Genomic DNA, 25,130 nt, shown 5'->3' with positions numbered 1-25,130 from the left:
TATTGGCTGTGTTTAATTTTTTGACTTTAAAATTCTAAATCAAGTAGATCATTATGAAATTGCCTCAAGCTGATTTTCAACATCGCAGAAACCGTCTAGCAGAAAAAATGGGTCCAAACAGCATTGCGATTATTGCGACGCGTGAGGAAATGTACCGTAATCGTGATGCGGATTATAAATTCCGTGCCGATAGTAGTTTTTTCTATTTGACGGGTTTTGCAGAGCCTGAGGCAGTTGCTGTCATTGAAACCTTTGATGACGTTACAGACTATAGCTATAGTCTTTTTTGCCGTGAACGTAATCGCGAGATGGAAATCTGGAATGGTTATCGTGCGGGAATTGATGGCGCAATTGAAGAGTACGAAGCAGATGAAGCTTATGCAATTGATTTGCTTGATGAAGAAATTATTGAAAAATTATTAAATAAAGAGCGTCTTTATTATCGAATCGGACACAATGCTGCATTTGATGCCAGAGTAAGCCAATGGATCAAAAAAGCGAATGCCGAGCATCGTCATGAAGCCGCTCCAGCCCAGTTAGTTCAACTTGATCGCATTATTGATGAAATGCGGTTAATTAAATCACCGCAAGAAATTGAGCTGATGCAAATTGCCTCAAAAATTAGTGCTAAAGCACATACCCGTGCGATGCAAACGGTTCGCCCTGGCATGATGGAATATGCACTAGAAGCCGAACTCAATTATATATTTGGGCAAAACGGCTGTGTGCCTTCATATAACAGTATTGTTGGTGGTGGGGCTAATGCCTGTATTTTGCACTATGTTGAAAATAATCAGCCACTCAAAGATGGTGATTTAGTTTTAATTGATGCTGCTTGTGAATATGAGTTCTATGCATCGGACATTACCCGTACCTTTCCTGTAAATGGAAAATTTAGTGCTGAACAACAAGCATTATATGAGGTGGTATTGGCCTCTCAATATGCAGCGATTGATGCAGTACGTATTGGTAATTCGTACCGTGAGCCTCATGAGGTTGCGGTCAAAATTTTAACGGAAGGCTTAGTTGATTTAGGTTTGCTCAAAGGTGATGTGAGTGAGCTGATTGAAACTGAAGCTTATCGTCAATTTTATATGCATGGTACAGGCCATTGGTTAGGTATGGATGTACATGATGTTGGTTCTTATAAAAAAGATGACGACTGGCGCCAATATGAAGAGGGTATGGTTGTTACTGTTGAACCTGGTTTATATATTGCGCCAGACGATGAAACAGTAGATAAAAAATGGCGTGGTATTGGTATTCGTATTGAAGATGATGTAGTCGCAACGTCAAAAGGCCCACGAGTATTAACGGCCGACGTGGTTAAAGATATTGCAGATATTGAACATTTAATGGCGCAAGCTAAAGCATAATTAAACGTATTCGCCAAAGGAGCAAAACTCGATGCAACAACAAGTGATTATTGTAGGTGGGGGTATGGTGGGTTTAAGCCTTTCCCTCATGCTGGCGAAGGCTAATATCGCAGTCAAGCTATTAGAAGCTGTGAAATACCCAAACTATGATGATCAAAATGTTGCCCCTTACCATTCCAGTTTTGATGCGCGGAATACGGCTTTATCACGTCGTAGCGTACAGATCTATCAGAAGCTAGGGTTATGGGATGCATTACAACAACATGCTACTCCAATTTTGCAAGTTCACATTACTGAGCAAGGCAGTTTTGGTAAAGCACGTTTAGTTGCAGAACAAGAAAAAGTCGAAAGCTTTGGACAAGTCATTGAGAATGCGTGGCTTGGTCGAGTTTTGTTAACACAAGTACGCCAACAACCTTTGATTGAACTGATTGATGGCGTACAAGTAACCGCTTTAACTCAAGACGCTGAACAGGTACACATCGAAGCTCAGCGTGGTGATGAAGTCTTAAAGCTTGAGTCAAAATTATTAATTGCAGCAGATGGACGCGACTCTTTCTGTCGTCAAGCAGTTGGTGTGGGTGTTGATGTCCACGACTATGATCAGGTTGCGATCGTTACGACTGTTCAGACTTCAAAACCGCATGAGCAGGTAGGGTTTGAACGTTTTAGTGCATTAGGACCTTTAGCTTTATTGCCGTTACCGGGTGAATATCGTCGCTCAGTGGTATGGCCTGTTAAAAAAGGCACTGAAGATGAGTGGTTAGGCGAAAAAAATGACCAACACTTTTTAGATGCCTTGCAAAAAACTTATGGTGACAGAGCGGGTAAATTTGAAAAAACGGGTAAACGCTTTAGCTATCCGCTTTCACAAGTACTTGCGCATAAACAAGCGGTTGGACGCGTTATTTTAATGGGTAATGCAGCGCATACAATCCATCCGGTTGCAGGGCAAGGCTTTAATTTATGTCTGCGTGATGCAGATGTATTACTGCGTTATTTAGTGAATCAGTTAAGCGCATCTGATGATATTGGTAACCCAGATAATTTGCTTGCCTATGAACAAGCACGTTTATCAGACCAACAGCGCGTGATTAAGTTCTGCGATACGGTCGTTCGGGGCTTTAGTAACCAAAACCCATTATTAAAATTAATCCGTAATACGGGATTAATTGCATTTGATGTCATTCCGGGTGTTAAGCCATTGGTAGCGAACTATGCAATGGGGTTAAAAGCATGAGTGAAGTGTTAGATGTCGTCATTGTTGGTGGTGGACTGGTTGGTGGCTTAACTGCTTTATTACTTGCACAAGGTGGAGTACAGGCTACCGTGCTTGATGCTGCCCCTGTACTTGATGTTGAAAAGACATTGAGGGTGATGAATCCGCGTGTTTTAGCGCTCAGCCAAGCGACGATTCATTTACTTAAAACAGTGAATGTTTGGGATGATCTGGCACGCCAAATGCCTTATACCGGCATGCAAGTGTGGAACCTAAATGGCTATGGTGAAATTAATTTTGGCCATGAGTCTGTACAAAGACCAATGCCAGAGCAAGCTTTGGGCTCTATGGTTGAGCCAAGTGTATTGAATGTTGCTATTCAACAAAAAATGCTTGAGCAGCTAACAGATTATCGTACTCAAGTCCGCGTGACACGTATTGAGCAAGGTGTTGGGTGTTGGCATATTCAATTGGCAGATGGCACAACACTTAAAACTAAACTGCTTATTGGCGCAGATGGCGCCAATTCATTTGTACGTGAACAAGCCTTTATTGATCTAGACGTACTAGATTACAAGCAAGCAGCGATTAGCTGTGCAATTAAGACTTCTAAGCCTCATCACTATGTTGCTCGTCAAATCTTTTTACCTACAGGGCCTTTGGCATATTTGCCGATGGCGAGCCTTGAAAAAAGTGAAAACGGCTATTGGCAGTCCATTGTCTGGACACTGCCAGATGATTATGCTGATGAATATTCGGCTTTAAGTGATAGCGAGTTTATGCAGCTTTTAACTCGAGAAAGCCAACATATGTTGGGTGAAGTGTTAGATGTTCGTTCAAGAGCACAATTTCCATTGAAAGCGCGCGCTGCAAAACAATACGTTAAAGCTGGCCTAGCCCTAATCGGTGATGCAGCTCATGTGATTCATCCACTTGCTGGACAAGGGGTGAATATTGGTTGTTTAGATGCAGCGGTACTCTGTGATGCACTATTGCATGATTTAGGCCGTGGCGTATGGGCGCATGAACAAACCTTAATGCGTTATGAACACCGCCGTAAAGGACAAAACGATGCGATGATGCATAGTATGTCGGCTATCGGTTGGTTGGAAAGTTCTGAGCTATTTCCATTGATTTGGGCCAGAAATGCGGGACTTAAGCAGGTTGAACAAATTTCACCCTTAAAAGAGCGTTTTATGCAACAAGCGAATGGTTTAGGGGCTTTACAAAACACCCAGTATAGTCGTTAAAATAATTACGAAGTTTATGCTCTACTGGTCTAAATAAATATCAGTAGATATTTTTTAAACAATCATTTATATATCATTACCAAATCGGTCAGAAAAGATACGGATTTGACCAATTTGGCTCTTTGCTAAATGCAAAGAGATTGCTAAATTTCTGAGGTCTCAAAGACCATAGCGATGATGCAATACAAATCATTGTGGGGAGTGTAAATATGACAGATATCAATGATTATGAAGATGCAGAAGATTCTGCTGTAGATGAAGATGAAGCCAAAGCGGCTGAGAGTGGCGCGGCTGACGAAGAAGCAGGCAACTTAACTGATGCTGATCTTGCTGAGGCAGAAACGCTTACCGTAACTGCGAAACAAAAACAGCGCCAAGCATTGGAAGATGAAGTTGCTGCATTTTTAGCTCGTGGTGGGAGAATTACTGAAGTTCCGCCAGATGAACATAGCGACCTTTAATACTAAAAAAGCATCACATGAGTGATGCTTTTTTATTGGCTTTTAGGTTGAGTTAAAGGTTGTTTTGCAGCTCTTTTAAAATGCCGCATTCGTCTACTGTACGGTCGGTCGAGCAATGTTGTTTTAAATCGATGAGTGTTTCTTTTAAAAGCAAAAGTCGTTCAATTTTTTCCGATACTTCAATCAAATATTTATTCACCAAATTATCAATTTCCGTACATGCCTGCTTTGGCTGAGCTTTCATTTCTTTTAACGTTTTAATATCACTAAGAGAAATATCTAATTCGCGGCAATGTTTAATAAATAATAGGTCCGCAAGTGTTTGATCTGTGTAAACACGATAATTATTTTCTGAGCGTTGAATACGGTCGAGTACACCTACTTTTTCGTAATAACGAATAGTGTCGATTGGAACATCTGCTTTTTTTGATAATTGGCCAATAGAAAGACTCATAAGACTTGACTCTGGAGCTACTCAAGGGTTTTTAATGACTATAAAAGAGTTCTTGAGGAAATAAAATGGCCGGATGTGGATGTGCTTCAACATGTTCACCTACAAAGAAAGTCAGCCCACGCTTTAAAAAAGCGCTATGGATTGCACTTGTGATTAATGCACTCATGTTTGTAGTTGAAATTGTAGGTGGCTACAAAGCTCAATCTGTTTCATTATGGGCAGATGCATTAGATTTTGCAGGAGATGCAGCAAATTATGCTTTGTCTTTAGTTGTACTCTCGATGAGCCTTTATTGGCGCGCAACCGCAGCTCTTGTTAAGGGTATTACGATGGCCGCTTTTGGTTTCTTCGTCATTGCAAAAGTGGTATGGTCATTTTTTCATGGTGTTTCACCTGAACCGATGGTTATGGGGGCAATTGGGGTAATTGCTTTAATTGCTAACGTTTCAGTTGCTTTAATGCTTTATGCATTCCGGGATGGCGATGCGAATATGCGCTCTGTCTGGTTATGCAGTCGAAATGACTCTATTGCCAATATTGCTGTAATTTTAGCGGCGGTTGGCGTATTTGGAACAGGCACTGTATTTCCGGATTTATTAGTAGCCTTTGTGATCGCATATTTAGGTGTTTCTTCGGGTTATGCTGTGATTAAGCAGTCATTACAAGAAAGAAAACAATCAAAGATAATGTTGAGCTCAGAAGCTTAATTTTGATCGTATAAACAAAAAAGTACCATTTAAGCATGGTACTTTTTTGTTTTTGAATGCATTAGATGAGAATTGATATTGCAATACTCCACATAACGCAACCAATAATAAAATCTAAAATTTTCCAAGCTTTGGGATTGATAAATAAAGGTTTTAGGAATCTTGCACCATAACCCAAACTGAAAAAGAAAATCCAAGAAGCAAGTATGCTGCCTAAAGCAAAACTAATTTTATCTTCTAGCTGTGTTGCAACCGAACCAATCAGCACAATAGTATCTAAATAAACATGTGGATTGAGCCAAGTAAATGCCAGACAAGTCACAAGTGCTTGGGTTAAAGTCTGCTTTTGGCTGCTATCAAGTTCCATGCCTTGATTCGTTTTAAACGCGGCATAGAAGGCTTTTGCACCATAGACAAATAAAAACGTTGCTCCTAAATATTTCGCGACTGTAATTAAGATAGGTGAAGCTGTCATAATTTCGGCAAAACCTAATACACCGCAAGCAATTAAAATCGAATCGGACAGTGCGCAGATTAAACATAACCAAAATACATATTGCTGTTTGAGCCCTTGTTTTAGAACAAAAGCATTTTGAGCACCAATCGCTACAATTAGGCCGCTACCAATACCTAAACCTTTAAAAAATACACTCAGAGAAAGCATAACCATTAAGTAGAAAAAATCAGATGCGGGAATTATCTGTCTTTTTATAAAGAAATAAGTAAAATTAAGAATATTTAGGTTTGGCTAAAAATAATTTAGGTTTTATATGTTGGATAGTAAGCAGTGTGAAGCTTTTCTTGCGGTTGCAGAAGTCGGAAGTTTCGATGCAGCAGGAGAACATTTATGTATCACTCCGTCTGCTGTATCACTACGTGTACAAGCACTAGAAAAATATTTAGGGCAGATTTTAATAATACGTGGCCGTCCATGTGTGCTTACACAAGCAGGGCAAACCTTACTCCAGCATTTACGTCATACAAGGCTAATGGAGCAAAATTTATTACAAGGTTTAATGGGGAAGTCCTCTGAATCGGAATTTTATAAAATTGCGTTGGCTTCAAATGCAGACTCATTAGCAACTTGGCTTTTATCCACTATTCAGCAAACATTGTTCAAAGAAAAAATAGTGTTAGAACTAAAAATTGATGATCAATCTCACACACATACTTTGCTAGAAACAGGGCAGGTCAATGCATGTATTACAGCAGAAGAGCAGGTGATGGCGGGTTGCTTAGCTCAGCCTCTTGGTAAAATGCGCTATAAAATGCTCGCCTCGGCTGACTTTGTAAATCGGTGGTTTCGTGGTGGAGTTAACCGAGAAGTTTTAAGAAAAACGCCGGCAGTTATTTTTAACCATAAAGATTTAATGCATTCGGAAGTTTTATTAAAAGGTTACGGTTTACCGATGCAGAGTTATCCTTATAGTTTTATTCCGGCAACAGATGCTTTCGTTAAAGCAATTCAACTAGGTTTAGGTTATGGAATGGTGCCTGAGCTTCAGGTTCAACCCTTGCTCGAAAATGGGACTCTTGTTGATATTATGCCTGAGGCTCAACTTGATATTCCTTTATATTGGCATCACTGGAAAAGACAGTCTAAGCAACTTGATGCACTGACTGAAACGATTGTTCACTCAGCAAAAGAGATATTGAGATAAGTTTAAGATTGGGTTAACTCAAGCGCACGTTGATAAGCGACTTTTTTCTTAATACCCGTTAAATCAGCAGCCAGTTGAGATGCTGCTTTAACCGATAAATCTTGAAGTAAGCGCTTTAAAAGCTCATCTAGTTTTTCTTGTTCCAGATCGGTTTTTTCTGCTGCACCGCCAACTACAAGAACAATTTCACCTTTTTCTTGGTTATGGTCATTTTCAATAAAATTAACCAGATCTTTTAAAGTCATTTTTTTGATCGTTTCAAAAGTTTTGGTAATTTCACGTGCGAAACCGACAGGACGATTTTCACCAAATACTTCAGCCATATTTTTTACGCATTCTAAAATACGGTGTGGTGCTTCATAGAAAATTAAGGTCTGAGTTTCATTTTTAAGCTTTTCGAGTTGCGAAATACGTTGAGAAGCTTTTGATGGCAAAAAGCCTTCAAAACTAAAACGGTCACTTGGTAAGCCCACAGCACTTAACGCAGCAATTGCAGCACATGCACCCGGTACAGGTACAACCCTAATACCATTTTCTTGAGCAGCACGAACCAGTTTGAAACCTGGGTCACTAATAAGTGGTGTGCCTGCATCACTAATCAAAGCAATATTTTCACCAGCAAGTAGCTTTTGAACTAACTGCTCAATTTTGTTGCTTTCATTATGGTCGTGGCATGCGGTAAGTGGGGTAGATATATTATAGTGTTTGAATAATTGAGCTGACTGGCGTGTATCTTCGGCAGCCACAACAGAAACTGATTTTAAGATATCAATTGCACGGAAAGTCATATCATCTAAGTGCCCGATTGGGGTGGCTACAACAAATAACTGAGCACTCATTTGGTTTTTACTCCGTACAGATAAACAATTTTAATCGGTTAGTGTACCCGAAATTCTGTTTTTGGCGTGAACAATGTCAGTAGGCTTTTTATTTTTCAAAACATTCGCTTTTGATTTACTCAATTCAAAATATAAAAACGCAGAATCGGTATTAAGAGCATTTACATTTAAAAAAGGGGAAACAAAAAAATCATGTTAGTTGCACAGCAGTTGGGCCAATGGGCTGAACAAACAGCACTAAAACTTTTAAAAGAACAAAATTATGAATGGGTCGCCAGTAATTATCATTCACGCCGTGGAGAGGTCGATCTGATTGTAAAACGCGGTAACGAATTGATTTTTGTTGAGGTAAAAGCACGAGGGCAGGGAAATTATGGTCAAGCTTGTGAAATGGTGACTTTAAGTAAACAGAAAAAAATAATTAAGACGGCGATGAGGTTTTTACAGCGCTACCCATCTTATCAGGATTTTTATTGTCGTTTTGATGTGATTTGTTTTGATTTTCCACAGAAAATTGCAAAAACAGTACAGCAAGACTTTTCGAAATTCCATTATGATCTGCAATGGATCGAAAATGCATTTACTTTGGATTAAGAGTTCATTACTCTTTTGAGCAAATTAAAACCGATGTTTATGATCAAGCCAAGAAGAGATTTATAGGAGTCTGGTGGAGTGTTGAAACGTATTGCTGTAACAGCGCTTTGTGTCGCAAGTTTGTCAGGTTGCGCAAGTTTTATTTCTGGTGGAACAGGTACAGCTCCAGTTGGAACAGATAGTGGTGTACGTAGCTTAGGCCAAGTATTTATTGATTCTTCAATTAAGCGTACAGCGAATATTAACCTCTATAAGCTTGATCAGCGTTTTAAACAATCTCGTATTAACATCGAAAGCTTCCATAGCACAGTATTGTTAACTGGTCAGGTGCCAGACCCATACTTGAAACAGTTGGCAGAAGATAACGTTAAAGCCATGAGTGATGTGAAAGCTGTACATAACTATATTACAGTGGGTAACAAAGTAAGCTATAACACAATCATGCAAGATGCTGGGGTAACCGCAAATACACGTGCTTTATTAATGAAAGCGCCAGTTGTATCGGACAGTAAAGTACTTGTCCATACTGAGGATGGTGTTTTATATGTAATGGGTCGTTTAAACACAGCTGAAATTAATGACTTAAACAATGTGCTGCAAAATGTCGGTAACGTGATTAAGATTGTAACGCTTATTGATAACATTGATTTAGCGCCTGCTCCGGCAGCATCGACTGGCAACACAACAGCTACGCCGGTAATTAATAATGTTCTTGCTCAACCAACAGTTCAAACTCCTGTTGCAATTGATCCGGACCAAACAGATCCAGCATCATCTACTGCACAATAAAATATGAACCTGATTGAACAATTACAAAGTAAAATTGAGCAGGCGAGAACTCTTTATAAAGAGTTCCGCCTGTATGATTTGGGGAGCTTTGCTTTAAACCGTTTTACACCAAAAGATGGTTTTGAGCAGGTTTTAAATGTGCGTTATGGCTTAAAGCCTCGCCATCGTTTAGATATTTATCGTTCTACTAAACGCTTAGCTCATCGACCACTCATTGTTTTTGTACACGGTGGTGCTTGGCAACATGGTAACAAACGGGACTATTTATTTATTGGCGAAGCATTTACAAAAGAAGGCTATGACGTTGCTGTCATTAACTATCAACTTGCGCCAAAAAATATTTTTCCAAGTTATGTAGATGACTTAACGCAAGCGTTAAATTATTTGCATCAAAATCAGGAAAAACACGAAATCTCGACTGAGAATATTGTGCTTATGGGACATTCGGCTGGTGCATTTAATGTAATGTCGGCTGTTTATCACCCTGACTCAACTAAGATTGAATGTTTAGGGAAAATTAAGGCAATAGTCGGATTAGCTGGACCATATCATTTTGATTATAAGGGTGATCCGCTTGCTGAAGATGCTTTTGATCAAGGTGTTTCTTATAAAGAGGTGATGCCTTATTATTTTGTAAAACAAAATAATATTAAGCATTATCTACTCATGGCTGAAAATGATCAGCTCGTAAAGCAGCATAATACTTTGGATATGGATCAAGCCCTTAGAGAGAAGGGAAATCATAGTCATATTGCTATTATCCCTAAAACTGGCCATATAACGATTTTGGCCAGTCTATCGAGTTTTGTAAGTCACTACTTCAGAACAAAACGAACCATTTTGCACTTTCTTGATGAAGTATTCTAAAACATCTGTTTGAGAGCGCGCAGATTACTTTGCTTGAGTAATCTGCGTAATCATTGCGTGTGCAATACTGCCTTTAAATGGAATTTCAGGAAGCTGATCAAATTTAAAGAACTGCGCATCGGCAATTTCATCTTCCTGCAAAGAAATCTCGCCTGACTCATATTCAGCTTTAAATGCAATCATAAGATTACTTGGAAATGGCCAAGGCTGGCTTGACATATATTGAATATTTTTAAGTTTAAGGCCCACTTCTTCTAAAGCTTCGCGTTGAACAGCTTCTTCAAGAGTTTCGCCAACTTCGACAAAACCTGCAATCAAACCATACATGTTAGTTTTATTGTGAATTGATTTTGCTAATAAGATTTCATCATCACCTTTAGTAATGATAGTAATGATGCATGGGTTTACGCGAGGGTACTGATGATAACCACAAGCAGGGCATACCATTGCATATTCGGTTGAGTGGACTTCGGTAGCGTGTCCACAGTGGCTACAAAATTTGTGATTACGTCGCCATTCGAGCAACTGTACAGCACGACTTGCCTGTAAAAATTGCTCTTTTGACCAGTTGGAAATAAGTTGACGAATTGGAACGAGTTGCAGACCTTCTGGTATAGCTTCTTCACTCAGCAGGTCACGTGCAATGACCTGTTCGTCATGAGTGAAAAGCAGATCACTTGCTAACTTTTCGACTTTGGGTAATTGGAAGTTTTGGTCAACCAATAATTGTTGGTGATGAAAAATATAAGCAAGTGATAATTCAGACATTAAGCTGCCTTTTTTTGAAGTTGTTGACTACTTAGCAATGCTACATCAAACATGGATTGTAGAACAGGCTGTTTATTTTTTAAATTGTCAACTAACATATCTAGTCCAGCTAATACGTTAAAAATACAGTGAATCTGGTCGTGACTAAAAGGTTGGTTCTGTTCGATTTGCTGCTGTACAAATTTAGCAGTTTCAAGCAAAGCATTTTGTTGAACCGTACTTCCTAAAAATTCAGCCGCGCCAGCCAATTCTTTTAATGAGCCTGCAATCGCTTCAATATTTTGAGTTTGATCGTTGGCATATAAAGTCAAACTTTGGCATACAAAATCGATTAAATTTTTTGTCTCATTTAATAACATTTCATGTGCTTCATCTAAACGATCTAAAGAAATATTAGTGTTGTTCACACGAATTTGTAGACGGTTCGATGAATAATTGCGTACTAAAATACCAATAGCGTTCATAGCAGATAAAATGCTCTTCATGAGCTGCTGAGCATAGTTTTCATTACTCAATATATTGATTTGACTTAAACTGCTGGCTTGTTGGGAAAGCTCTGAAGCAGCTTCATTTAAGTTAAGTAATTTAAAAGTATGAGCAAGCTGCATAAGGCTGCTTTGAAGTTGCTGAGCCTTTTCTGGCGACATGTTTTGGTAGTTATATTCAATATCATTACGAACTTTATTCATTTCGCTTAAGATTAATTGACTGACCGTTTGCATGGTATCAAAGTCTGGACCATACAAATGTTGGCTCAGTGCTTTAAGTTGAGTGTCGGTGAGAAACTCATGACCAATGTTTAGCTGCCCACGAATTTGCTTTGCGAGTTGATCTTCTTGTCCAATTACAATACTAATAATATCTGCCAGAGCAGTTAATTTTGCTTCAAAGCTTTCTGGCGATGCTAAAAATAGGCCTATAGCATTTTCAAGATTAATCAATACACGTAAGCGAGCATCATTTAAAACAAGTTCATCAATATGATTAAAGGCGGAGTTCACTAATTGCCAATATTGTTGGCTTGGTTGACCATGAGCCATACTGATTAAATAGCTACCAACAAGTTTGAATGCCTGAAAGTCTCGAGCACTTTCAGTTTTATTTAAAAACTGATGCAAAGATAATTTATAAAGCTGATGGATAAATTGAGTTTTTTCATTAATGAACACTTCTGGTAACGGTAACTCAAGTGAAGTTGTTGTAAGATTTGAAGCAATCTGCTGGCCAGATGAGGTTAATGGCTTGTTTAAGGCTTTTTCTAAATTGTTTAGAGTGTCCAAAAGAAACTGAGGGACTTCAACTTCACGTAAACAAATAAACTCAATATAGCGTTTCACCATAGTCGTGCCTTCACTTAGAGCAACAACCTCATCGGTGTTGATGTGTTCGGGCTTAGCCATAATTTTTTGCATCAACTCGGTTGAATATTGAGTGATTTTTGCTAAATAGGGGATATCAATGAGGCGTAATACTTGAGTGCATTGTTTAAATTGTTCTAATGCATCATCAATACCAAAAGGGAGAGCCTGCTCTTCAATTAATGTACTTACAGCACCTTCCACCAGTTTTATTGAGTTATCAATTTCATTCTTGATAATAAGTAACGCTGTTGGATCAAATTGAATCGAATTATGCTCAGACATAAAAATTCCCCTTTGCAAAAAAATCAATTGTTATATTCGTCATGGCTCAATATTTTGAGCTAAAAATCTATACGACTAATATAACTTAACTTGCAAAAGGGGAAACTAAAAAAACATTAGAGAATCAAAAATTTATTTTGCAAAAAGGCAAGGTTCTCCATGTTTTTTCTCAAATTCTTTGACCCAAGTCTCATGTATATTCAACTCTTCATCTGAAGGGTAAATAACGGGTAAATCAATTTGAATTCTAGCTTTGGTTGTTTTTTGTTGATCACTTTCACTTTGAGAGAGCGCATCCATATCAAAGGAAACTTGACCACCAGTCATTGCCAAGTAAACATCAGAAAGAATTTCAGCATCGAGTAACGCACCATGGAAGGTACGATCACGCGCTGGAATTTCATAACGTCTAACTAAGGCATCAAGTGAGTTTTTCTGTCCAGGATGCTTATTTTTGGCTAAAGCTAAGGTATCGGTAACTTCACAAACTTCTGAAAGAGCAGGTAACCCAACACGTCTAAACTCCATATCGAGGAAGTTCATATCGAAGGTTGCGTTATGAGCGATAATTTCTGCGCCTTTTAGATACTCAAATAAAGTATTTGCAATGTCCGCATAGACAGGTTTATCTTTTAAGAAGTCATCACTGATACCGTGAATGTTTTCTGACTCACCCACTGGTTTTTCAGGGTTAATATAAATATGAATCGAACTGCCTGTAAGCTTACGGTTAATCATTTCGATTGCGCCGACTTCAATAATACGGTCGCCATCTTGGAAATAGAAACCAGTCGTTTCAGTATCGAGAATGAGCTGACGAGGGCCTTGTAATTTAAGCTTTGCTTCGGTAACAACAATTTGAGGATGAATATTGCTACTTTGTTGCTTTGTTTCTTGCTCTACAGCTTCGATCTCATTTACTTCTTCGTCTAAAGTATTCATCTCAACTTCTTGTGATGGTTCAAGAGCCATATCTTCATCTTCGCTTGTTTCAACCAGATCAAACCCGAAAGGGTCATCTAGCAACCAGTCCTGTTCAGGCTTTTTTATATCTTGCGGTGCAGCGACAGATTGTGGTTGCTTGAGTTCTTGAGCTGTTTTATCTGCACCTAAATTTGCAAGTTGGTCTGCCATTTCATTGCCAGGATGTCCTGCATGGCCTTTAATCCAATTCCACTCAATATTTCTACCTGCGCAAACAGCATCAAGTTTTTGCCATAGGTCAGGATTTTTAACATCTTTCCAATTTTTCTTTTTCCAGCCATGAATCCATTCTGTAATGCCTTGTTTTACATAATTCGAGTCTGTCCAGACAATTAATTGTGCATCAGGAGGGCAAAAAGAAATTCCTTCAATAGCCGCAGTAAGTTCCATACGGTTATTGGTTGTGTCGGGTTCGCCGCCAAATAATTTATGTTCACCCTGTTCGGTAATGACATATGCACCCCAACCACCTAAACCGGGATTGCCACGACATGCACCATCAACATACAGTGTGATTGTTTGAGACATAAATCGAAACCTAAACTGAAAGAAAAAGAACTGAATATGGTGTATTGTATACGCAAAAAGTTCGGTTCCATCGTTACAAAGCAAGCTTTTTTTAATTTCTTGTAACATTTCCATGCAAATGACATTAAATTATTGCCTTGTCTATCTTGCATGCTTTACTACAATGGCATCGAAGACCTAGGGTTTGTGGGTAGACCCCAAGAAATATTACGCGAGTTGTTTGGAAGTTTTTATGTATAAACCAACCACATTTGTGTGGCAGCCATCTGCAGCATCATTATTCAAAATTACAGTACTTAGCTCTGCTTTAGCTGCGTTGGGTATTACAACAGGCTGTTCTTCGACTCCGCAATCTGCAAAAACCTCGAAAACAAAACAGGTCAGTGGAGCAGGCTATCTTGATGCAAGCAGTCTGGACTCGTTAGAAGATTTACTTTCAGCAACGGATATGCGTGCTGTAGAAGGCGACCGTTTACTTATTTTAAAACACGGTGACGTCTGGAAGCGTATGGCTGTAGGCTTCAAAATGGACCTCAATCATTGGGATCCACGCATTGAAGCGCAGCGTAGTTGGTTTATCTCACGTCAGCCCTACCTTGACCGCTTAAGTGCTCGCGCAAGTCGTTATTTATATCATACTGTTAAAGAAGCAGAACGCCGTGGTCTTCCAACCGAACTTGCATTATTACCCGTGATTGAAAGTTCATATGACCCTGCTGCAACAAGTAGTGCAGCAGCAGCAGGCTTATGGCAGTTTATTCCAAGTACTGGTCGTATTTATGGTTTACAACAAACGGGTATGTACGATGGTCGTCGTGATGTTGTTGAATCTACACGTGCTGCGTATGAGTTTTTAGGAAGCTTATATAACCAGTTTGGTTCATGGGAGTTGGCTTTAGCAGCTTATAACGCTGGTCCGGGACGTATTCAACAAGCGATTAACCGAAATCAGGCTGCAGGTCTACCAACGGACTACTGGTCACTAAAACTTCCACAAGAAACCATGAACTATGTTCCACGTTTCTTGGCGGTTGCTCAAATTATTAAAAATCCGCGCGCTTATGGGGTTTCATTACCGCCGATTGCAAACAGACCCCATTTCCGTGAAGTCACGTTATCTGCACCATTGTCTTTAAATGAAATTGCATCAGTAACTGGTCTTAGCCGTGCTGAGCTATATGCATTAAACCCAGGCTATCGTGGTGAAACAGTAGACCCTGCAAGCCCAATGCGTATTTTAATTCCAGCTGATGTAAGCCCGTCAGTTGATAACAAATTAAAAGCCATGAAAGCTGGCGGTAGCAGTTCAGGTTGGTGGGCAAATGTCACATCTCCATCTAAACCAACTACAACTACCTCAACTTCAGTTACTGTTAAAACTACACCGGCGACGCAGGTTCAGCCTGTAAGACCAACCACACCTAGCAAAACAACCAGTAGCTCTGTAACGGTAAAAACTTCTACACCTCGTGGATCTGATGCTTTAGCGGCTTTTGCTGCCTCAGCTGATGTACCGAGTGCACCGCGTATTCCAGTTGCAGTCACACCTGCGACCAATGTAAAACCTGTAAGAACAGAACCGCCAATTTCAGCAGTTGAGCGTGAGAAAATTTTAGCGGCAGTTCGTGCTGAAGGTGAGAAAGAAACAGTTGAGCAAGCTTTACAGCCGCAAGCTACACAAGCTGAAAAAGACCAAGTGGTTGCCGAGCTAAAAGCAATTGCACCGCAAGGTACCGAAATTGTTGATCCTTATGACGGTAAAATTAAGCTAACTGCGATTCAAACGAGTTTGTCAGTTGCTGAACAGCAAGGTAAAGAATTAAGTAAAGGCTTTGCTTACCCGAAAACTTTAGCTGAAGATGCAAGTGTTGCGAACTCTGAAGATGGTCAGCGTAATAAAGATAAGCCTTACATTAAAACGGATACTGATGTTGTTGTTGTACAGCCTAAAGGTAAGCGTAGTACCTATACCGTACAACCGGGTGATACATTAGCAATTATTGCAATGAAAAATGGTGTGAACTGGCGCGATGTCGCTAAGTGGAACCAGATTGATCCTGAAAAGACATTATTTGTAGGAACTAGCCTGTATTTGTATGATGCTAAACCGCAAGAGGTTGAATCTACTGCAAAAGCAGCAGCTAAACCTGATGTATATGTTGTTCAAGCAAATGACAGTTTAACAGGCGTGGCAAATCAATTTAATTTGTCTGTGAAACAGCTTGCTGAATACAACGATTTATCGGTAAGCGATGGTCTATTTGTTGGCCAAAAGCTGCATTTAAAAGAGCCTAAAGGCAACCGTACTTCTGCTAAAGCAGAACAACCTAAAGCAGTTCAGGCAAGTACACGTCGTATTGCAACAAAAAGCTATACAGTTAAACGCGGCGAATATTTGAAGTTAATTGCAGATCGTTACGCATTATCTAACCAAGAATTAGCAGAGCTAACACCAGGATTGTCGGCTGGTAGTAACTTAATGGTTGGTCAGAAAATCAATGTACCTGCAAAAGAAGTTACTGTCGATGAAGTTGATGATAACAAAGCTTCTGGTAAATATGAAAAACTTGCAGCAGGACCGTCGTATAAGACTGAAAGCTATAAAGTGCAGCGTGGTGATACATTATCAAGTATCGCGACCAAGTCTAAAATTAGCCTAGCTGAACTTGCTGAACTGAATAACTTAAAAGCCAATAGCCATGTACAGCTTGGTCAAAACTTAAAAGTACCTGCTGGTGTAAGTGTTCCAGATCACTATGTTGTTCAATCTGGCGATAGCTTGCATGCGATTGCGGCTAAATATAACTTACAAACCAGTTATTTAGCTGATTTAAATGGTTTGTCTCGCACAGCAGGTGTTCGTGCTGGTCAGCGTTTAAAATTGACAGGTGAGGTTGAAACGCCGAGCAAGGCTACGACTAAAAATACCAAAGAAGAAACGCCAGAGACTTATACGGTCAAATCTGGTGATAGCTTAGGAAATATCGCCAACCGCTATCATTTGCAGTTAGATTATCTTGCCTCATTGAATGGTTTATCTCGTAATAGTAATGTTCGTGTTGGTCAACGTTTAAAATTAACAGGTGATGTACCACCAGTAGAAACAGCAAAAGTTGATACGGCGAAATCAGCAGCTAAACCTGTTGCACCAGGAAAAAATACTGAAAAGTATACGGTTAAAGCTGGCGAGTCGTTACATACGATTGCAAGCCGTGCAGGTATTTCAGTTCGTGAACTTGCTGAAATGAATGCATTAAAAGCAAATGCAAACTTACAGCGCGGACAAAATATTGTAATTCCAAAAACTGTAGTGGAATACAAAGTTAAACGTGGTGATACTTTAATTGGTCTTGCAAGTAAATATGGTCTAGAAACTACTTTACTGGCGGAACTCAATAACTTAACACCGTCGACTCAATTACGTATTGGCGATATTATTAAAGTGCCTAATTTATAGAATAATTAGAACTTTATGCAAAAGTTATATCCTCAACTGAGCCTGCTAGTCGGGCTCAGTGTCTTTTCACAAGTTGTATTCTCTGCACAGCAAATCACGCCTTATATCGCAATTCATTCTAAGCCTAAATATTTAACAATGGCTGCAATGCCTTATGCCAATCCGAATGCACCAAAAGGTGGAGTATTGAGTCGGGCTGCGCAAGGGACTTTTGATAATTTAAACAGCATGAACGGTAAGGGGAACGCGACAGAAGGAGTAAATTATCTTTTTGATACTTTAATGACTCAGTCACTCGATGAAGTTGGAGTTTTATACCCACTTTTAGCCGAGAGAGTTTCCTATGATCCAGAAAGAACACGATCGATTACCTTCTATTTAAATCCAAAAGCACGCTTTAGTAATGGACAGCCTTTAACAGCAACGGATGTGAAATTTAGCTTTGATACCTATCAAACCAAATCTAATTTTGGCCTACAAATGTATCTTGCAGACTTGGCAAAAACAGAAGTTATAAATCCTCATCAAGTTAAATTCACTTTTAAGTCTAGCCATAATCCAAAAATGCCATTTGTTGTGGCGAGCTTACCGATTTACTCAAAAGCAGACTGGCAGAGCCGTGACTTTACTCGTATTACTTTGCAACCGATTATAGGTTCAGGGCCGTATGTGGTTGAGAAGATTGATGCCGGACGTAGTATTAGCTATAAACGAAACCCAAATTATTGGGCAAAAGATTTGCCTATTAATAAAGGGCGCTATAACTTCGACCATTTAAAATATGTTTATTACCGAAATTGGGATATTGCATTCGAAGGTTTTAAATCTGGGCAATATACCTTGCATGAAGAAACTAACCCTAAAAAATGGGTCACTGACTACAAGTTTCCAGCGGTAAAAGCAGGTTTAGTCACTCTATATAAATTTAGACACCATAATCCGATTGCAACTGAAAGTTATGTGTTTAACACACGACGAAAACCTTTAAACGATATTCGCTTTAGACAAGCCTTAACCTATGCCTATGACTTTGAATGGCAAAATAAAGCTTTGTTTTATGGACAATATCAAAGACTACAAAGTTATTTTGAAAATAGTGAGTTGGCAGCAACAGGTCGTCCTTCAAAGAGTGAGCTCACTATATTAAAGCCTCTTTTGCCAAAGCTTTCTCCAGTCATGCAAAAAGCTGTTTTGACAGACTGGAAATATCCGGTCTCGGATGCCAGTGGTTTTAACCGTCAAAACTTATTAATCGCAGGACAATTACTCATTCAAGCAGGCTATAAAATCAAAGAAGGGCAGTTATATACTCCTGAAGGCCAGCCTGTAAAAATTGAGTTCCTCATTCAGCAAGATGGCAAACAAAGAACACTGATGCCATTTGTAAGAAATTTAAAAAAATTAGGAATTAATATTAATTTACGGCAGGTTGATGCGCCGCAATATTTAGAGCGTACACGCCGTTATGACTTTGACATGACTACGATGAATTTGCCGCAATCTTTAAATCCGGGCAATGAACAGGCTCAGTTCTGGGGAAGTGCCGCAGCAGTTCAAGATGGCAACTATAACTACGCTGGTATTCGTAATCCGGTTATTGATGAAGTCATTTCAAAACTGGTGACTGCCAAAGACCGTGATCAGCAAATCACTTATACTCATGTTCTTGACCGATTGCTTCGCGCAGGATATTACCAGATCCCGACTTATGGGAAAGGGGATTATTGGTATGCGTATTGGAATATGTATCAGCAACCTAAAGTGAAACCCGTACTCTCGGCTGGTATAGAGTATTGGTGGAGTAATGCAAACCAAGCTAAGAAAGTTGCCCAATATTTACATCAACAATAAAAGCACGTATCTAAAGGAAATCCTGTTATATGGGTTCATATATTCTTAAGCGACTTCTTTTAATGATTCCAACGTTGTTCATTATTTTATTGATCAACTTTGTGGTCGTGCAAATTGCACCGGGTGGACCTGTAGAACAAGCAATCCATGAGGTAGAAAGTGGCGTAGGAGTAGGGCGGATATTAGGTACTGAAATGTACTATCAGGGTGCTAAAGGATTAAGCCCCGAAATGGTAGAGCAAATTAAAGCACAATACGGTTTTGACCATCCTCCAGTAGAACGTTTTTTACTGATGTTAAAGGGCTATTTGACTTTAGACTTTGGACAAAGCTTTTTTAAAGATAAACCAGTAGTTGAGTTGCTTTGGGAAAAAATGCCTGTGTCGATCTCGATTGGGCTATGGAGCACTTTGCTGATTTATCTTATTTCAATTCCACTTGGAATTAAAAAAGCGAAACAACAAGGTTCTTGGTTTGATCGTTCCACTTCTTTATTACTCGTGGTGGGTTATGCGGTACCCAGCTTTGTCTTTGGCATACTGCTTATTGTTTTTTTTGCGGGTGGGTCATATTTTCACTGGTTTCCATTGCAAAGCCTGGTATCAGATAACTTTCATCAATTGAGTTTTTTTGGAAAAATTACGGACTATTTATGGCATATGACTTTGCCACTTATTACGATGGTCTTAGGTGGTTTTGCGAGCCTAACTTATTTAACTAAGTATTCATTTTTAGAAGAACTTAATAAACCTTATGTTTTGGGAGCTTACGCAAAAGGTCTAAATAGCCAGCAAGTTTTATATAAACATGTATTTCGCAATGCCATTTTAGTGGTACTCGCCGGATTGCCGGAGGCTTTAGCTGGTATTTTCTTTGTCGGAAACCTTTTTATTGAAATTATTTTTCACCTAGATGGTGTGGGGTTGTTGGGCTTTGAAGCGATTGTTCAACGAGACTATCCGGTTATTTTCGGCGTATTGTTTTTCTTTACGCTGTTTAGTCTACTTTTACGACTTATTTGCGATGTGCTGTATCAATGGATTGATCCGCGTATTCACTTTGACGCACAAGGAGGCAAATAATGTCTTTAATTGTGCAGTCACGGCTGCAAAAGTTTAGGCAACATAAATTAGGTTGGGCAAGCTTTGTTTTGTTTAGCCTCATTTTGGCGATGTCCTTAGCTGCTGAGCTCATTGCTAACGATAAACCATTGTTGGTGAAATATGAGGACGCTTATTATTTGCCTGTATTTAAATCATATCCCGAAACTACTTTTGGTGGCGTGTTTGAAACAGAAGCAGATTATAAAGACCCCGCTGTACAAGAGCTTATCAATCATAATGGATGGGCAATTTGGCCCCTCATAAGATTTTCTTACCAGACTCCTAATTTAGACTTGGCTGTACCTGTGCCATCGCCACCTTCTAAGCAGAACTGGTTAGGGACAGATGACCAAGGGCGAGACGTGCTTGCACGTATTCTCTATGGGCTTAGAGTCTCATTACTTTTCGGCTTGGCTTTAACAGCTTGTGCAGCACTACTTGGTATTTTTGTGGGTGCTATACAAGGTTACTATGGTGGCTGGGTTGATTTGTTGGGGCAACGACTGGTAGAAGTCTGGAATGGTTTACCCATGCTCTTTATGGTCATGATTTTGGTCAGCATGTTTACCCCAAATGTATATTGGCTATTTTTTATTATGCTGTTCTTTAGCTGGACTGTACTGGTAGGAATTGTCCGTGCCGAATTTTTAAAAGCGCGTCAACTTGACTATGTGCGTGCGGCTCAGGCATTAGGGGTAACTGATAGAGCAATTATCTTTAAGCACATTTTGCCAAATGCCATAAGTTCTAGCCTGTCGCAATTACCTTTTATTTTGACTACTAATATTATTGCTTTAACCGCACTCGATTTCTTGGGCTATGGTTTACCGCCAGATGCTGCCTCTTTAGGTGAGTTGTTGTTGCAAGGTAAAAATAACTTAGATGCACCGTGGTTGGCTTTATCGGGCTTTTTTAGCTTGGCTTTTGTGTTGTCATTATTAATTTATATTGGGGAGGCGGCACGCGATGCATTTGACCCAAGAAAATAACTTAAATGTAGATGCTACATTGCTAAATATAGAAAACCTTTCAATCTCTACACAAGATCAGCCTTTATTGGAGGGCCTCAATTTAAATTTGCAAGCTGGAGATACGCTTGCAATTGTAGGGGAAAGTGGTTCAGGTAAGACAATAAGCTGTTTGGCAATGATGGGATTATTACCAGAAAAATTAAAAACATCTGGTCGTATTATTATTGATTCAAAAAATATTTTAGAAACAGATGAAAAGACAAAAACACATATACGTGGCCGCCAAATTGCCATGATTTTTCAGGAGCCTTCTACGGCTTTAAACCCATTGCATCGTGTTGAAAAAATTGTCGGTGAACATTTCATTTTCCAAGGTTGGACAAAAGCAAAAGCTCAGCAGCAGGTAATTCAATTATTAAAAGACGTAGGAATTACTAATCCAAAGCATATTTTAAAACGCTATTCGCATGAGCTTTCGGGTGGACAAAAACAGCGGATAATGATTGCGGCTGCGCTAGCGCTTCAACCTAAAATTTTAATTGCAGATGAACCAACTACCGCGCTTGATGTGATTTTACAAACGCAAATTTTAGAGTTACTGAGGTCTTTGCAAAGTAAATATGGCATGGCGCTAATTTTGATTAGCCATGATTTAAATTTGGTACGCCGTTATGCCAATGAGCTGATTGTATTACACGAAGGACAAGTTGTAGAGCAAGGTCAGCTTCAACAGATTTTTGAACAACCAACTTCAACTTATACCCAGCAATTATTAGATCATGATCTTGGTTTTGCTGAGCAGCCTTCAATCAGTCATAACATTTTATCTGTTCAACAACTCAATGTTAAATATCCAATACGACATGGTTTTTTTAACCGTATTCAGGGTTATACCACTGCTATTGAAAATGTAAGCTTTGAGCTTGCCCAAGGCGAAGCATTAGGCGTTGTGGGGGAGAGTGGTTCGGGTAAAACCTCATTGGCTTTGGCTCTGGTTCGATTAATTAAAAGTGAGGGGCAAATTATCTTTTTAGGGCAAGACATAAACCACTTAGAACAAAAAGCTTTGCGTAAGATTAGGTCAGACTTACAAATTGTTTTCCAAGACCCATTTGGTAGTTTAAACCCGCGTATGACGGTAGGGCAGATTATTGCTGAAGGCTTAAAAGTGAAAGCTGTAGCTGATCACGAGATCAAACAGCAAGTTAAATCTGCTTTAGTAAAAGTTGAGTTGGCTGAAGACTTTCAACACCGCTATCCGCACGAGCTTTCGGGTGGACAACGTCAACGCGTTGCTCTAGCACGAGCTTTAGTGGTTCAACCTAAACTTTTAATTTTAGATGAGCCAACGTCCGCCTTAGATCGAACGACTCAAAAAGCCATGATTCAATTATTGCGACGTTTACAACAAACAGAGCACCTAAGCTATATTTTTATTAGTCATGATTTAAATGTGGTCAAAGCACTGTGTCATAAAGTGATGGTATTACGACATGCAAAAGTTGTTGAATATCAGCTAACTGAACAGTTATTTAACACCCCAAAAACTGAATATACCAAGCAATTAATTACAGCAAGCCTTTAAATATTTTTGTAAGATATTGTTTTATAAAAATAAATAATATTTTTGTTTTTAATGCAAAAAGTTGCATTTTTTTATGTTTTTTAAATTTGACATGTGATATTGTCAGTTATCGATTACCCCCTTGACATGACCTATAACTCATCTAAATTAGAGTAATTGCTCTAAAATATTAAAAGAGGTTAACCATGAGCCAGATTGCACAACCAATCACAATTCGAAATACCACATTTAAAAACCGAATTATTAAAGGTGCAATGAGTGAGGCACTCGCAAACTATGAGGGGCAGCCAAATGACTTACATTTAGGTTTGTATGGTGCATGGGCCAAAGGTGGTTTGGGCTGTGCGATTACTGGAAATGTTATGGTCAATGTAGAGGCCAAAAACGAACCAGGCGTGGTGGTGATTGAAACCGAGCGTGACCTAGAGCGTTTAAAAGAATGGGCAGCGGTTGGTAAACAATATGGAATGGTACAGCTCATTCAATTGTCTCATCCAGGCCGTCAGTGCCCTAAAGGCTTAAATAAAGAAACAGTTGCACCTTCGGCAGTTCCTTTTAGCCCAGCTTTAGCGACTATGTTTGGTACGCCACGTGCGCTTACACATGAAGAAATTCTAGATATTATTAAACGCTTTGCAACAGCTGCCCGCATTTGTGAGAAAGCAGGTTTTGAAGGGGTGCAGTTACATGGTGCACATGGATATTTAATTAGCCAGTTTTTATCACCATTAACCAATAAGCGTACAGACCAATGGGGTGGCTCAGTTGAAAACCGTACTCGCTTTTTACTAGAAGTTTATAAGGCTGTACGTGAAGCAACCTCAGAGAATTTTATTATTTCAGCTCTGTACACGACAAATTTCATAGAGCCCTTGTCCTATCAGGCTTTTTCTTTCTTAAAATTGCGAGCACTTTCTTAAATTCTTCTTTTTTTCCAAAACCAATCAAACGTAGAATAGCCATTTGAACATAGTCCAAACCGTAGCGAAATAAACTTACTGAAAGTCGTCCATGCTTCTTTATTTTTATCGCTTTTTTTCGATCATGTTGCCATTCACCTGTTAAATAGCACCAACAGAAACCGATCGCTAGCACTGCTATCAATTTCTTGACTCGTCTAGGGTCTGTTAAACGAGTATTTTCAAGATTGAATCCACGTCCTTTGAGACAACTAAATAAGGTTTCGATTTCCCAGCGTAATGCATAATCACCAATAGCAGAAGCATTAAACATAGGAGAAACAACAAGTAAAAGTTCTCCATCTTCTAATCGTAACGCACTAATATACAGTTTCACTCGACCAACCCAAATACGTCGTTTACGACATTCAGTTTGACCAACTTGAAGATGACGAAATAAATCACTAATTTTATGACTCTTGGCTAAGTGATTGGTCACAATAAAGTTTTTTTAACACGTATACAGAAGTTAATGTCATTTTCAATTAACCATATAAACCATTTCTCACCGATAAATTCTCTGTCTGCAAACACATTCACAATACGATCTTTACCAAAAATGGAGATAAAGCGTTGAATCAAAGCAATACGCTCTTTTGTATCTGAATTTCCACGTTTATTGAGCAATGTCCAAACAATAGGTATCGCTATTCCACGATAGACGATGGCTAACATCAAGATATTGATATCTCGTTTTCCCCATTTCCAATTGGTTCTATCCAAAGTTAATTGGACTTTATCGAATGAAAATATATTGAAAATTAACTGAGAAATTTGACGATAATCGAAATACTGATCTGCAAAGAAGCGTTGTATACGTCGATAAAATGATTGTGGTAAGCACTTGATGGGTAAGGCTTTAGATGCAGAAGAAAGATTACATGTCTGTTTTACAATTAATGCAAGCATAATCAGTGTAAAACATTTTACACGTGACTTGTTCCACTTTAGATATTTGTTTAAGATGAGATGTAACTCATTGAAATGTGTCATCATATTCATCGTCAGAAAACAAGTATTATGCCATTATTTCAATGAGTTGTCTTTTTTTGTCGTGTACAAAG

At 39.1% G+C, this 25,130-nt stretch carries 21 protein-coding genes and 1 pseudogene; 15 read left to right on the top strand and 7 right to left on the bottom strand.

From position 1 onward, the window contains the following. The first annotated feature begins 53 nt into the window (after positions 1-53). The 4 genes from pepP (at position 54) to MKL35_RS18460 (ending at position 4,306) form a co-directional block, all read left to right on the top strand. On the top strand, positions 54-1,376 hold the full coding sequence (pepP, locus tag MKL35_RS18475) for a Xaa-Pro aminopeptidase (protein WP_032011421.1): 1,323 nt from the start codon (positions 54-56) through the stop codon (positions 1,374-1,376). 31 nt (positions 1,377-1,407) lie between these two features. Then, positions 1,408-2,616: a 2-octaprenyl-6-methoxyphenyl hydroxylase gene (gene ubiH / locus MKL35_RS18470; protein ID WP_016804704.1), complete on the top strand. Its 1,209-nt coding sequence runs from the start codon at positions 1,408-1,410 to the stop codon at positions 2,614-2,616. Then, on the top strand, positions 2,613-3,845 hold the full coding sequence (locus MKL35_RS18465) for an FAD-dependent monooxygenase (RefSeq protein WP_032011424.1): 1,233 nt from the start codon (positions 2,613-2,615) through the stop codon (positions 3,843-3,845). Before ubiH ends, MKL35_RS18465 begins: the two co-directional genes overlap by 4 nt. Before the next feature lie 209 nt (positions 3,846-4,054). Beyond that, positions 4,055-4,306, top strand: a complete 252-nt coding sequence (locus MKL35_RS18460; RefSeq protein WP_002049530.1) for a hypothetical protein — start codon at positions 4,055-4,057, stop codon at positions 4,304-4,306. A 52-nt stretch (positions 4,307-4,358) separates the two neighbouring features. On the opposite strand, the gene MKL35_RS18455 is transcribed toward MKL35_RS18460, so the two are convergent. Further along, on the bottom strand, positions 4,359-4,760 hold the full coding sequence (locus tag MKL35_RS18455; RefSeq protein WP_004888171.1) for a MerR family transcriptional regulator: 402 nt from the start codon (positions 4,758-4,760) through the stop codon (positions 4,359-4,361). 65 nt (positions 4,761-4,825) lie between these two features. On the opposite strand from MKL35_RS18455, the gene MKL35_RS18450 reads away from it, so the two are divergent. Further along, complete coding sequence (locus tag MKL35_RS18450; RefSeq protein ID WP_016804702.1) at positions 4,826-5,467, top strand: cation transporter; 642 nt, start codon at positions 4,826-4,828, stop codon at positions 5,465-5,467. Positions 5,468-5,528: 61 nt separating this feature from the next. On the opposite strand, the gene MKL35_RS18445 is transcribed toward MKL35_RS18450, so the two are convergent. Further along, positions 5,529-6,131 (bottom strand): LysE/ArgO family amino acid transporter, encoded by a 603-nt coding sequence (locus tag MKL35_RS18445; protein ID WP_004709994.1) that lies wholly within the window; start codon positions 6,129-6,131, stop codon positions 5,529-5,531. 106 nt (positions 6,132-6,237) lie between these two features. Between MKL35_RS18445 and MKL35_RS18440 the strand changes: the two genes are divergently transcribed. Further along, complete coding sequence (locus MKL35_RS18440) at positions 6,238-7,128, top strand: LysR family transcriptional regulator ArgP (protein WP_119689173.1); 891 nt, start codon at positions 6,238-6,240, stop codon at positions 7,126-7,128. 2 nt (positions 7,129-7,130) lie between these two features. On the opposite strand, the gene rsmI is transcribed toward MKL35_RS18440, so the two are convergent. Beyond that, entirely contained in the window at positions 7,131-7,967 is an 837-nt protein-coding gene (gene rsmI, locus MKL35_RS18435; RefSeq protein WP_032011428.1) for a 16S rRNA (cytidine(1402)-2'-O)-methyltransferase, read from the bottom strand. Between the two features lie 192 nt (positions 7,968-8,159). Here rsmI and MKL35_RS18430 point away from each other — a divergent pair, with 192 nt between their 5' ends. The 3 genes from MKL35_RS18430 (at position 8,160) to MKL35_RS18420 (ending at position 10,217) form a co-directional block, all read left to right on the top strand. Continuing rightward, positions 8,160-8,561: a YraN family protein gene (locus MKL35_RS18430; RefSeq protein WP_000959396.1), complete on the top strand. Its 402-nt coding sequence runs from the start codon at positions 8,160-8,162 to the stop codon at positions 8,559-8,561. Positions 8,562-8,639: 78 nt separating this feature from the next. Next, positions 8,640-9,350 carry a BON domain-containing protein gene (locus MKL35_RS18425; protein WP_106479734.1) on the top strand — a complete coding sequence of 237 codons (711 nt, stop codon included), beginning with the start codon at positions 8,640-8,642 and terminating at the stop codon, positions 9,348-9,350. A 3-nt stretch (positions 9,351-9,353) separates the two neighbouring features. After that, positions 9,354-10,217, top strand: coding sequence for an alpha/beta hydrolase (locus MKL35_RS18420; protein WP_032011431.1), 864 nt, complete (start codon positions 9,354-9,356; stop codon positions 10,215-10,217). A gap of 24 nt (positions 10,218-10,241) precedes the next feature. Here the strand turns inward: MKL35_RS18420 and nudC are convergent, their stop codons facing one another. The 3 genes from nudC to dnaQ form a co-directional block, all read right to left on the bottom strand. Beyond that, on the bottom strand, positions 10,242-10,985 hold the full coding sequence (gene nudC / locus MKL35_RS18415; protein ID WP_017392671.1) for an NAD(+) diphosphatase: 744 nt from the start codon (positions 10,983-10,985) through the stop codon (positions 10,242-10,244). Continuing rightward, the gene (locus MKL35_RS18410) at positions 10,985-12,628 is read right to left on the bottom strand and encodes a hypothetical protein (RefSeq protein WP_032011433.1); all 1,644 of its coding nucleotides are present in this window, start codon (positions 12,626-12,628) and stop codon (positions 10,985-10,987) included. The genes nudC and MKL35_RS18410 overlap by 1 nt, the downstream gene beginning before the upstream one ends. Before the next feature lie 132 nt (positions 12,629-12,760). Further along, a complete protein-coding gene (gene dnaQ / locus MKL35_RS18405; RefSeq protein WP_032011434.1) occupies positions 12,761-14,140 on the bottom strand; it encodes a DNA polymerase III subunit epsilon in 1,380 nt (459 codons plus the stop codon). A gap of 232 nt (positions 14,141-14,372) precedes the next feature. Between dnaQ and MKL35_RS18400 the strand changes: the two genes are divergently transcribed. The 6 genes and pseudogenes from MKL35_RS18400 to MKL35_RS18375 form a co-directional block, all read left to right on the top strand. After that, on the top strand, positions 14,373-17,597 hold the full coding sequence (locus MKL35_RS18400) for a lytic transglycosylase (RefSeq protein WP_032011436.1): 3,225 nt from the start codon (positions 14,373-14,375) through the stop codon (positions 17,595-17,597). A gap of 15 nt (positions 17,598-17,612) precedes the next feature. Then, positions 17,613-19,448, top strand: coding sequence for an extracellular solute-binding protein (locus MKL35_RS18395; protein WP_032011437.1), 1,836 nt, complete (start codon positions 17,613-17,615; stop codon positions 19,446-19,448). Positions 19,449-19,477: 29 nt separating this feature from the next. Further along, positions 19,478-20,530, top strand: coding sequence for an ABC transporter permease subunit (locus MKL35_RS18390; protein ID WP_032011439.1), 1,053 nt, complete (start codon positions 19,478-19,480; stop codon positions 20,528-20,530). After that, positions 20,530-21,540, top strand: a complete 1,011-nt coding sequence (locus MKL35_RS18385; protein ID WP_032011440.1) for an ABC transporter permease — start codon at positions 20,530-20,532, stop codon at positions 21,538-21,540. Before MKL35_RS18390 ends, MKL35_RS18385 begins: the two co-directional genes overlap by 1 nt. Beyond that, positions 21,518-23,107 carry an ABC transporter ATP-binding protein gene (locus MKL35_RS18380; RefSeq protein WP_032011441.1) on the top strand — a complete coding sequence of 530 codons (1,590 nt, stop codon included), beginning with the start codon at positions 21,518-21,520 and terminating at the stop codon, positions 23,105-23,107. Before MKL35_RS18385 ends, MKL35_RS18380 begins: the two co-directional genes overlap by 23 nt. 185 nt (positions 23,108-23,292) lie before the next feature. Continuing rightward, positions 23,293-23,949: pseudogene (locus MKL35_RS18375) on the top strand (oxidoreductase); the annotation flags it as partial. A gap of 19 nt (positions 23,950-23,968) precedes the next feature. Here MKL35_RS18375 and MKL35_RS18370 read toward each other — a convergent pair. Continuing rightward, positions 23,969-25,059 (bottom strand): IS4 family transposase gene (locus MKL35_RS18370; protein WP_208728222.1). Its coding sequence is split into 2 segments (ribosomal slippage): positions 23,969-24,519 and positions 24,519-25,059, totalling 1,092 coding nucleotides; the frame shifts between segments, so codons are not numbered across the junction. Positions 25,060-25,130: the final 71 nt, after the last annotated feature.

The sequence above is a fragment of the Acinetobacter sp. AOR41_HL genome (assembly GCF_027854645.1).
GTDB classification, from domain to species: Bacteria; Pseudomonadota; Gammaproteobacteria; order Pseudomonadales; family Moraxellaceae; genus Acinetobacter; species Acinetobacter nosocomialis.
Note: the sequence above shows the minus strand (reverse complement) of the source record. Positions and strands in the feature narration are given on the sequence as shown.

Excerpts from the sequence above, each read along its gene's own strand:
- pepP (WP_032011421.1), top strand. The coding sequence starts at position 54 with ATGAAATTGCCTCAAGCTGATTTTCAACATCGCAGAAACCGTCTAGCA.
- ubiH (WP_016804704.1), top strand. The coding sequence starts at position 1,408 with ATGCAACAACAAGTGATTATTGTAGGTGGGGGTATGGTGGGTTTAAGC.
- MKL35_RS18465 (WP_032011424.1), top strand. The coding sequence starts at position 2,613 with ATGAGTGAAGTGTTAGATGTCGTCATTGTTGGTGGTGGACTGGTTGGT.
- MKL35_RS18460 (WP_002049530.1), top strand. The coding sequence starts at position 4,055 with ATGACAGATATCAATGATTATGAAGATGCAGAAGATTCTGCTGTAGAT.
- MKL35_RS18455 (WP_004888171.1), bottom strand. The coding sequence starts at position 4,760 with ATGAGTCTTTCTATTGGCCAATTATCAAAAAAAGCAGATGTTCCAATC.
- MKL35_RS18450 (WP_016804702.1), top strand. The coding sequence starts at position 4,826 with ATGGCCGGATGTGGATGTGCTTCAACATGTTCACCTACAAAGAAAGTC.
- MKL35_RS18445 (WP_004709994.1), bottom strand. The coding sequence starts at position 6,131 with ATGCTTTCTCTGAGTGTATTTTTTAAAGGTTTAGGTATTGGTAGCGGC.
- MKL35_RS18440 (WP_119689173.1), top strand. The coding sequence starts at position 6,238 with ATGTTGGATAGTAAGCAGTGTGAAGCTTTTCTTGCGGTTGCAGAAGTC.
- rsmI (WP_032011428.1), bottom strand. The coding sequence starts at position 7,967 with ATGAGTGCTCAGTTATTTGTTGTAGCCACCCCAATCGGGCACTTAGAT.
- MKL35_RS18430 (WP_000959396.1), top strand. The coding sequence starts at position 8,160 with ATGTTAGTTGCACAGCAGTTGGGCCAATGGGCTGAACAAACAGCACTA.
- MKL35_RS18420 (WP_032011431.1), top strand. The coding sequence starts at position 9,354 with ATGAACCTGATTGAACAATTACAAAGTAAAATTGAGCAGGCGAGAACT.
- nudC (WP_017392671.1), bottom strand. The coding sequence starts at position 10,985 with ATGTCTGAATTATCACTTGCTTATATTTTTCATCACCAACAATTATTG.
- MKL35_RS18410 (WP_032011433.1), bottom strand. The coding sequence starts at position 12,628 with ATGTCTGAGCATAATTCGATTCAATTTGATCCAACAGCGTTACTTATT.
- dnaQ (WP_032011434.1), bottom strand. The coding sequence starts at position 14,140 with ATGTCTCAAACAATCACACTGTATGTTGATGGTGCATGTCGTGGCAAT.
- MKL35_RS18400 (WP_032011436.1), top strand. The coding sequence starts at position 14,373 with ATGTATAAACCAACCACATTTGTGTGGCAGCCATCTGCAGCATCATTA.
- MKL35_RS18395 (WP_032011437.1), top strand. The coding sequence starts at position 17,613 with ATGCAAAAGTTATATCCTCAACTGAGCCTGCTAGTCGGGCTCAGTGTC.
- MKL35_RS18390 (WP_032011439.1), top strand. The coding sequence starts at position 19,478 with ATGGGTTCATATATTCTTAAGCGACTTCTTTTAATGATTCCAACGTTG.
- MKL35_RS18385 (WP_032011440.1), top strand. The coding sequence starts at position 20,530 with ATGTCTTTAATTGTGCAGTCACGGCTGCAAAAGTTTAGGCAACATAAA.
- MKL35_RS18380 (WP_032011441.1), top strand. The coding sequence starts at position 21,518 with ATGCATTTGACCCAAGAAAATAACTTAAATGTAGATGCTACATTGCTA.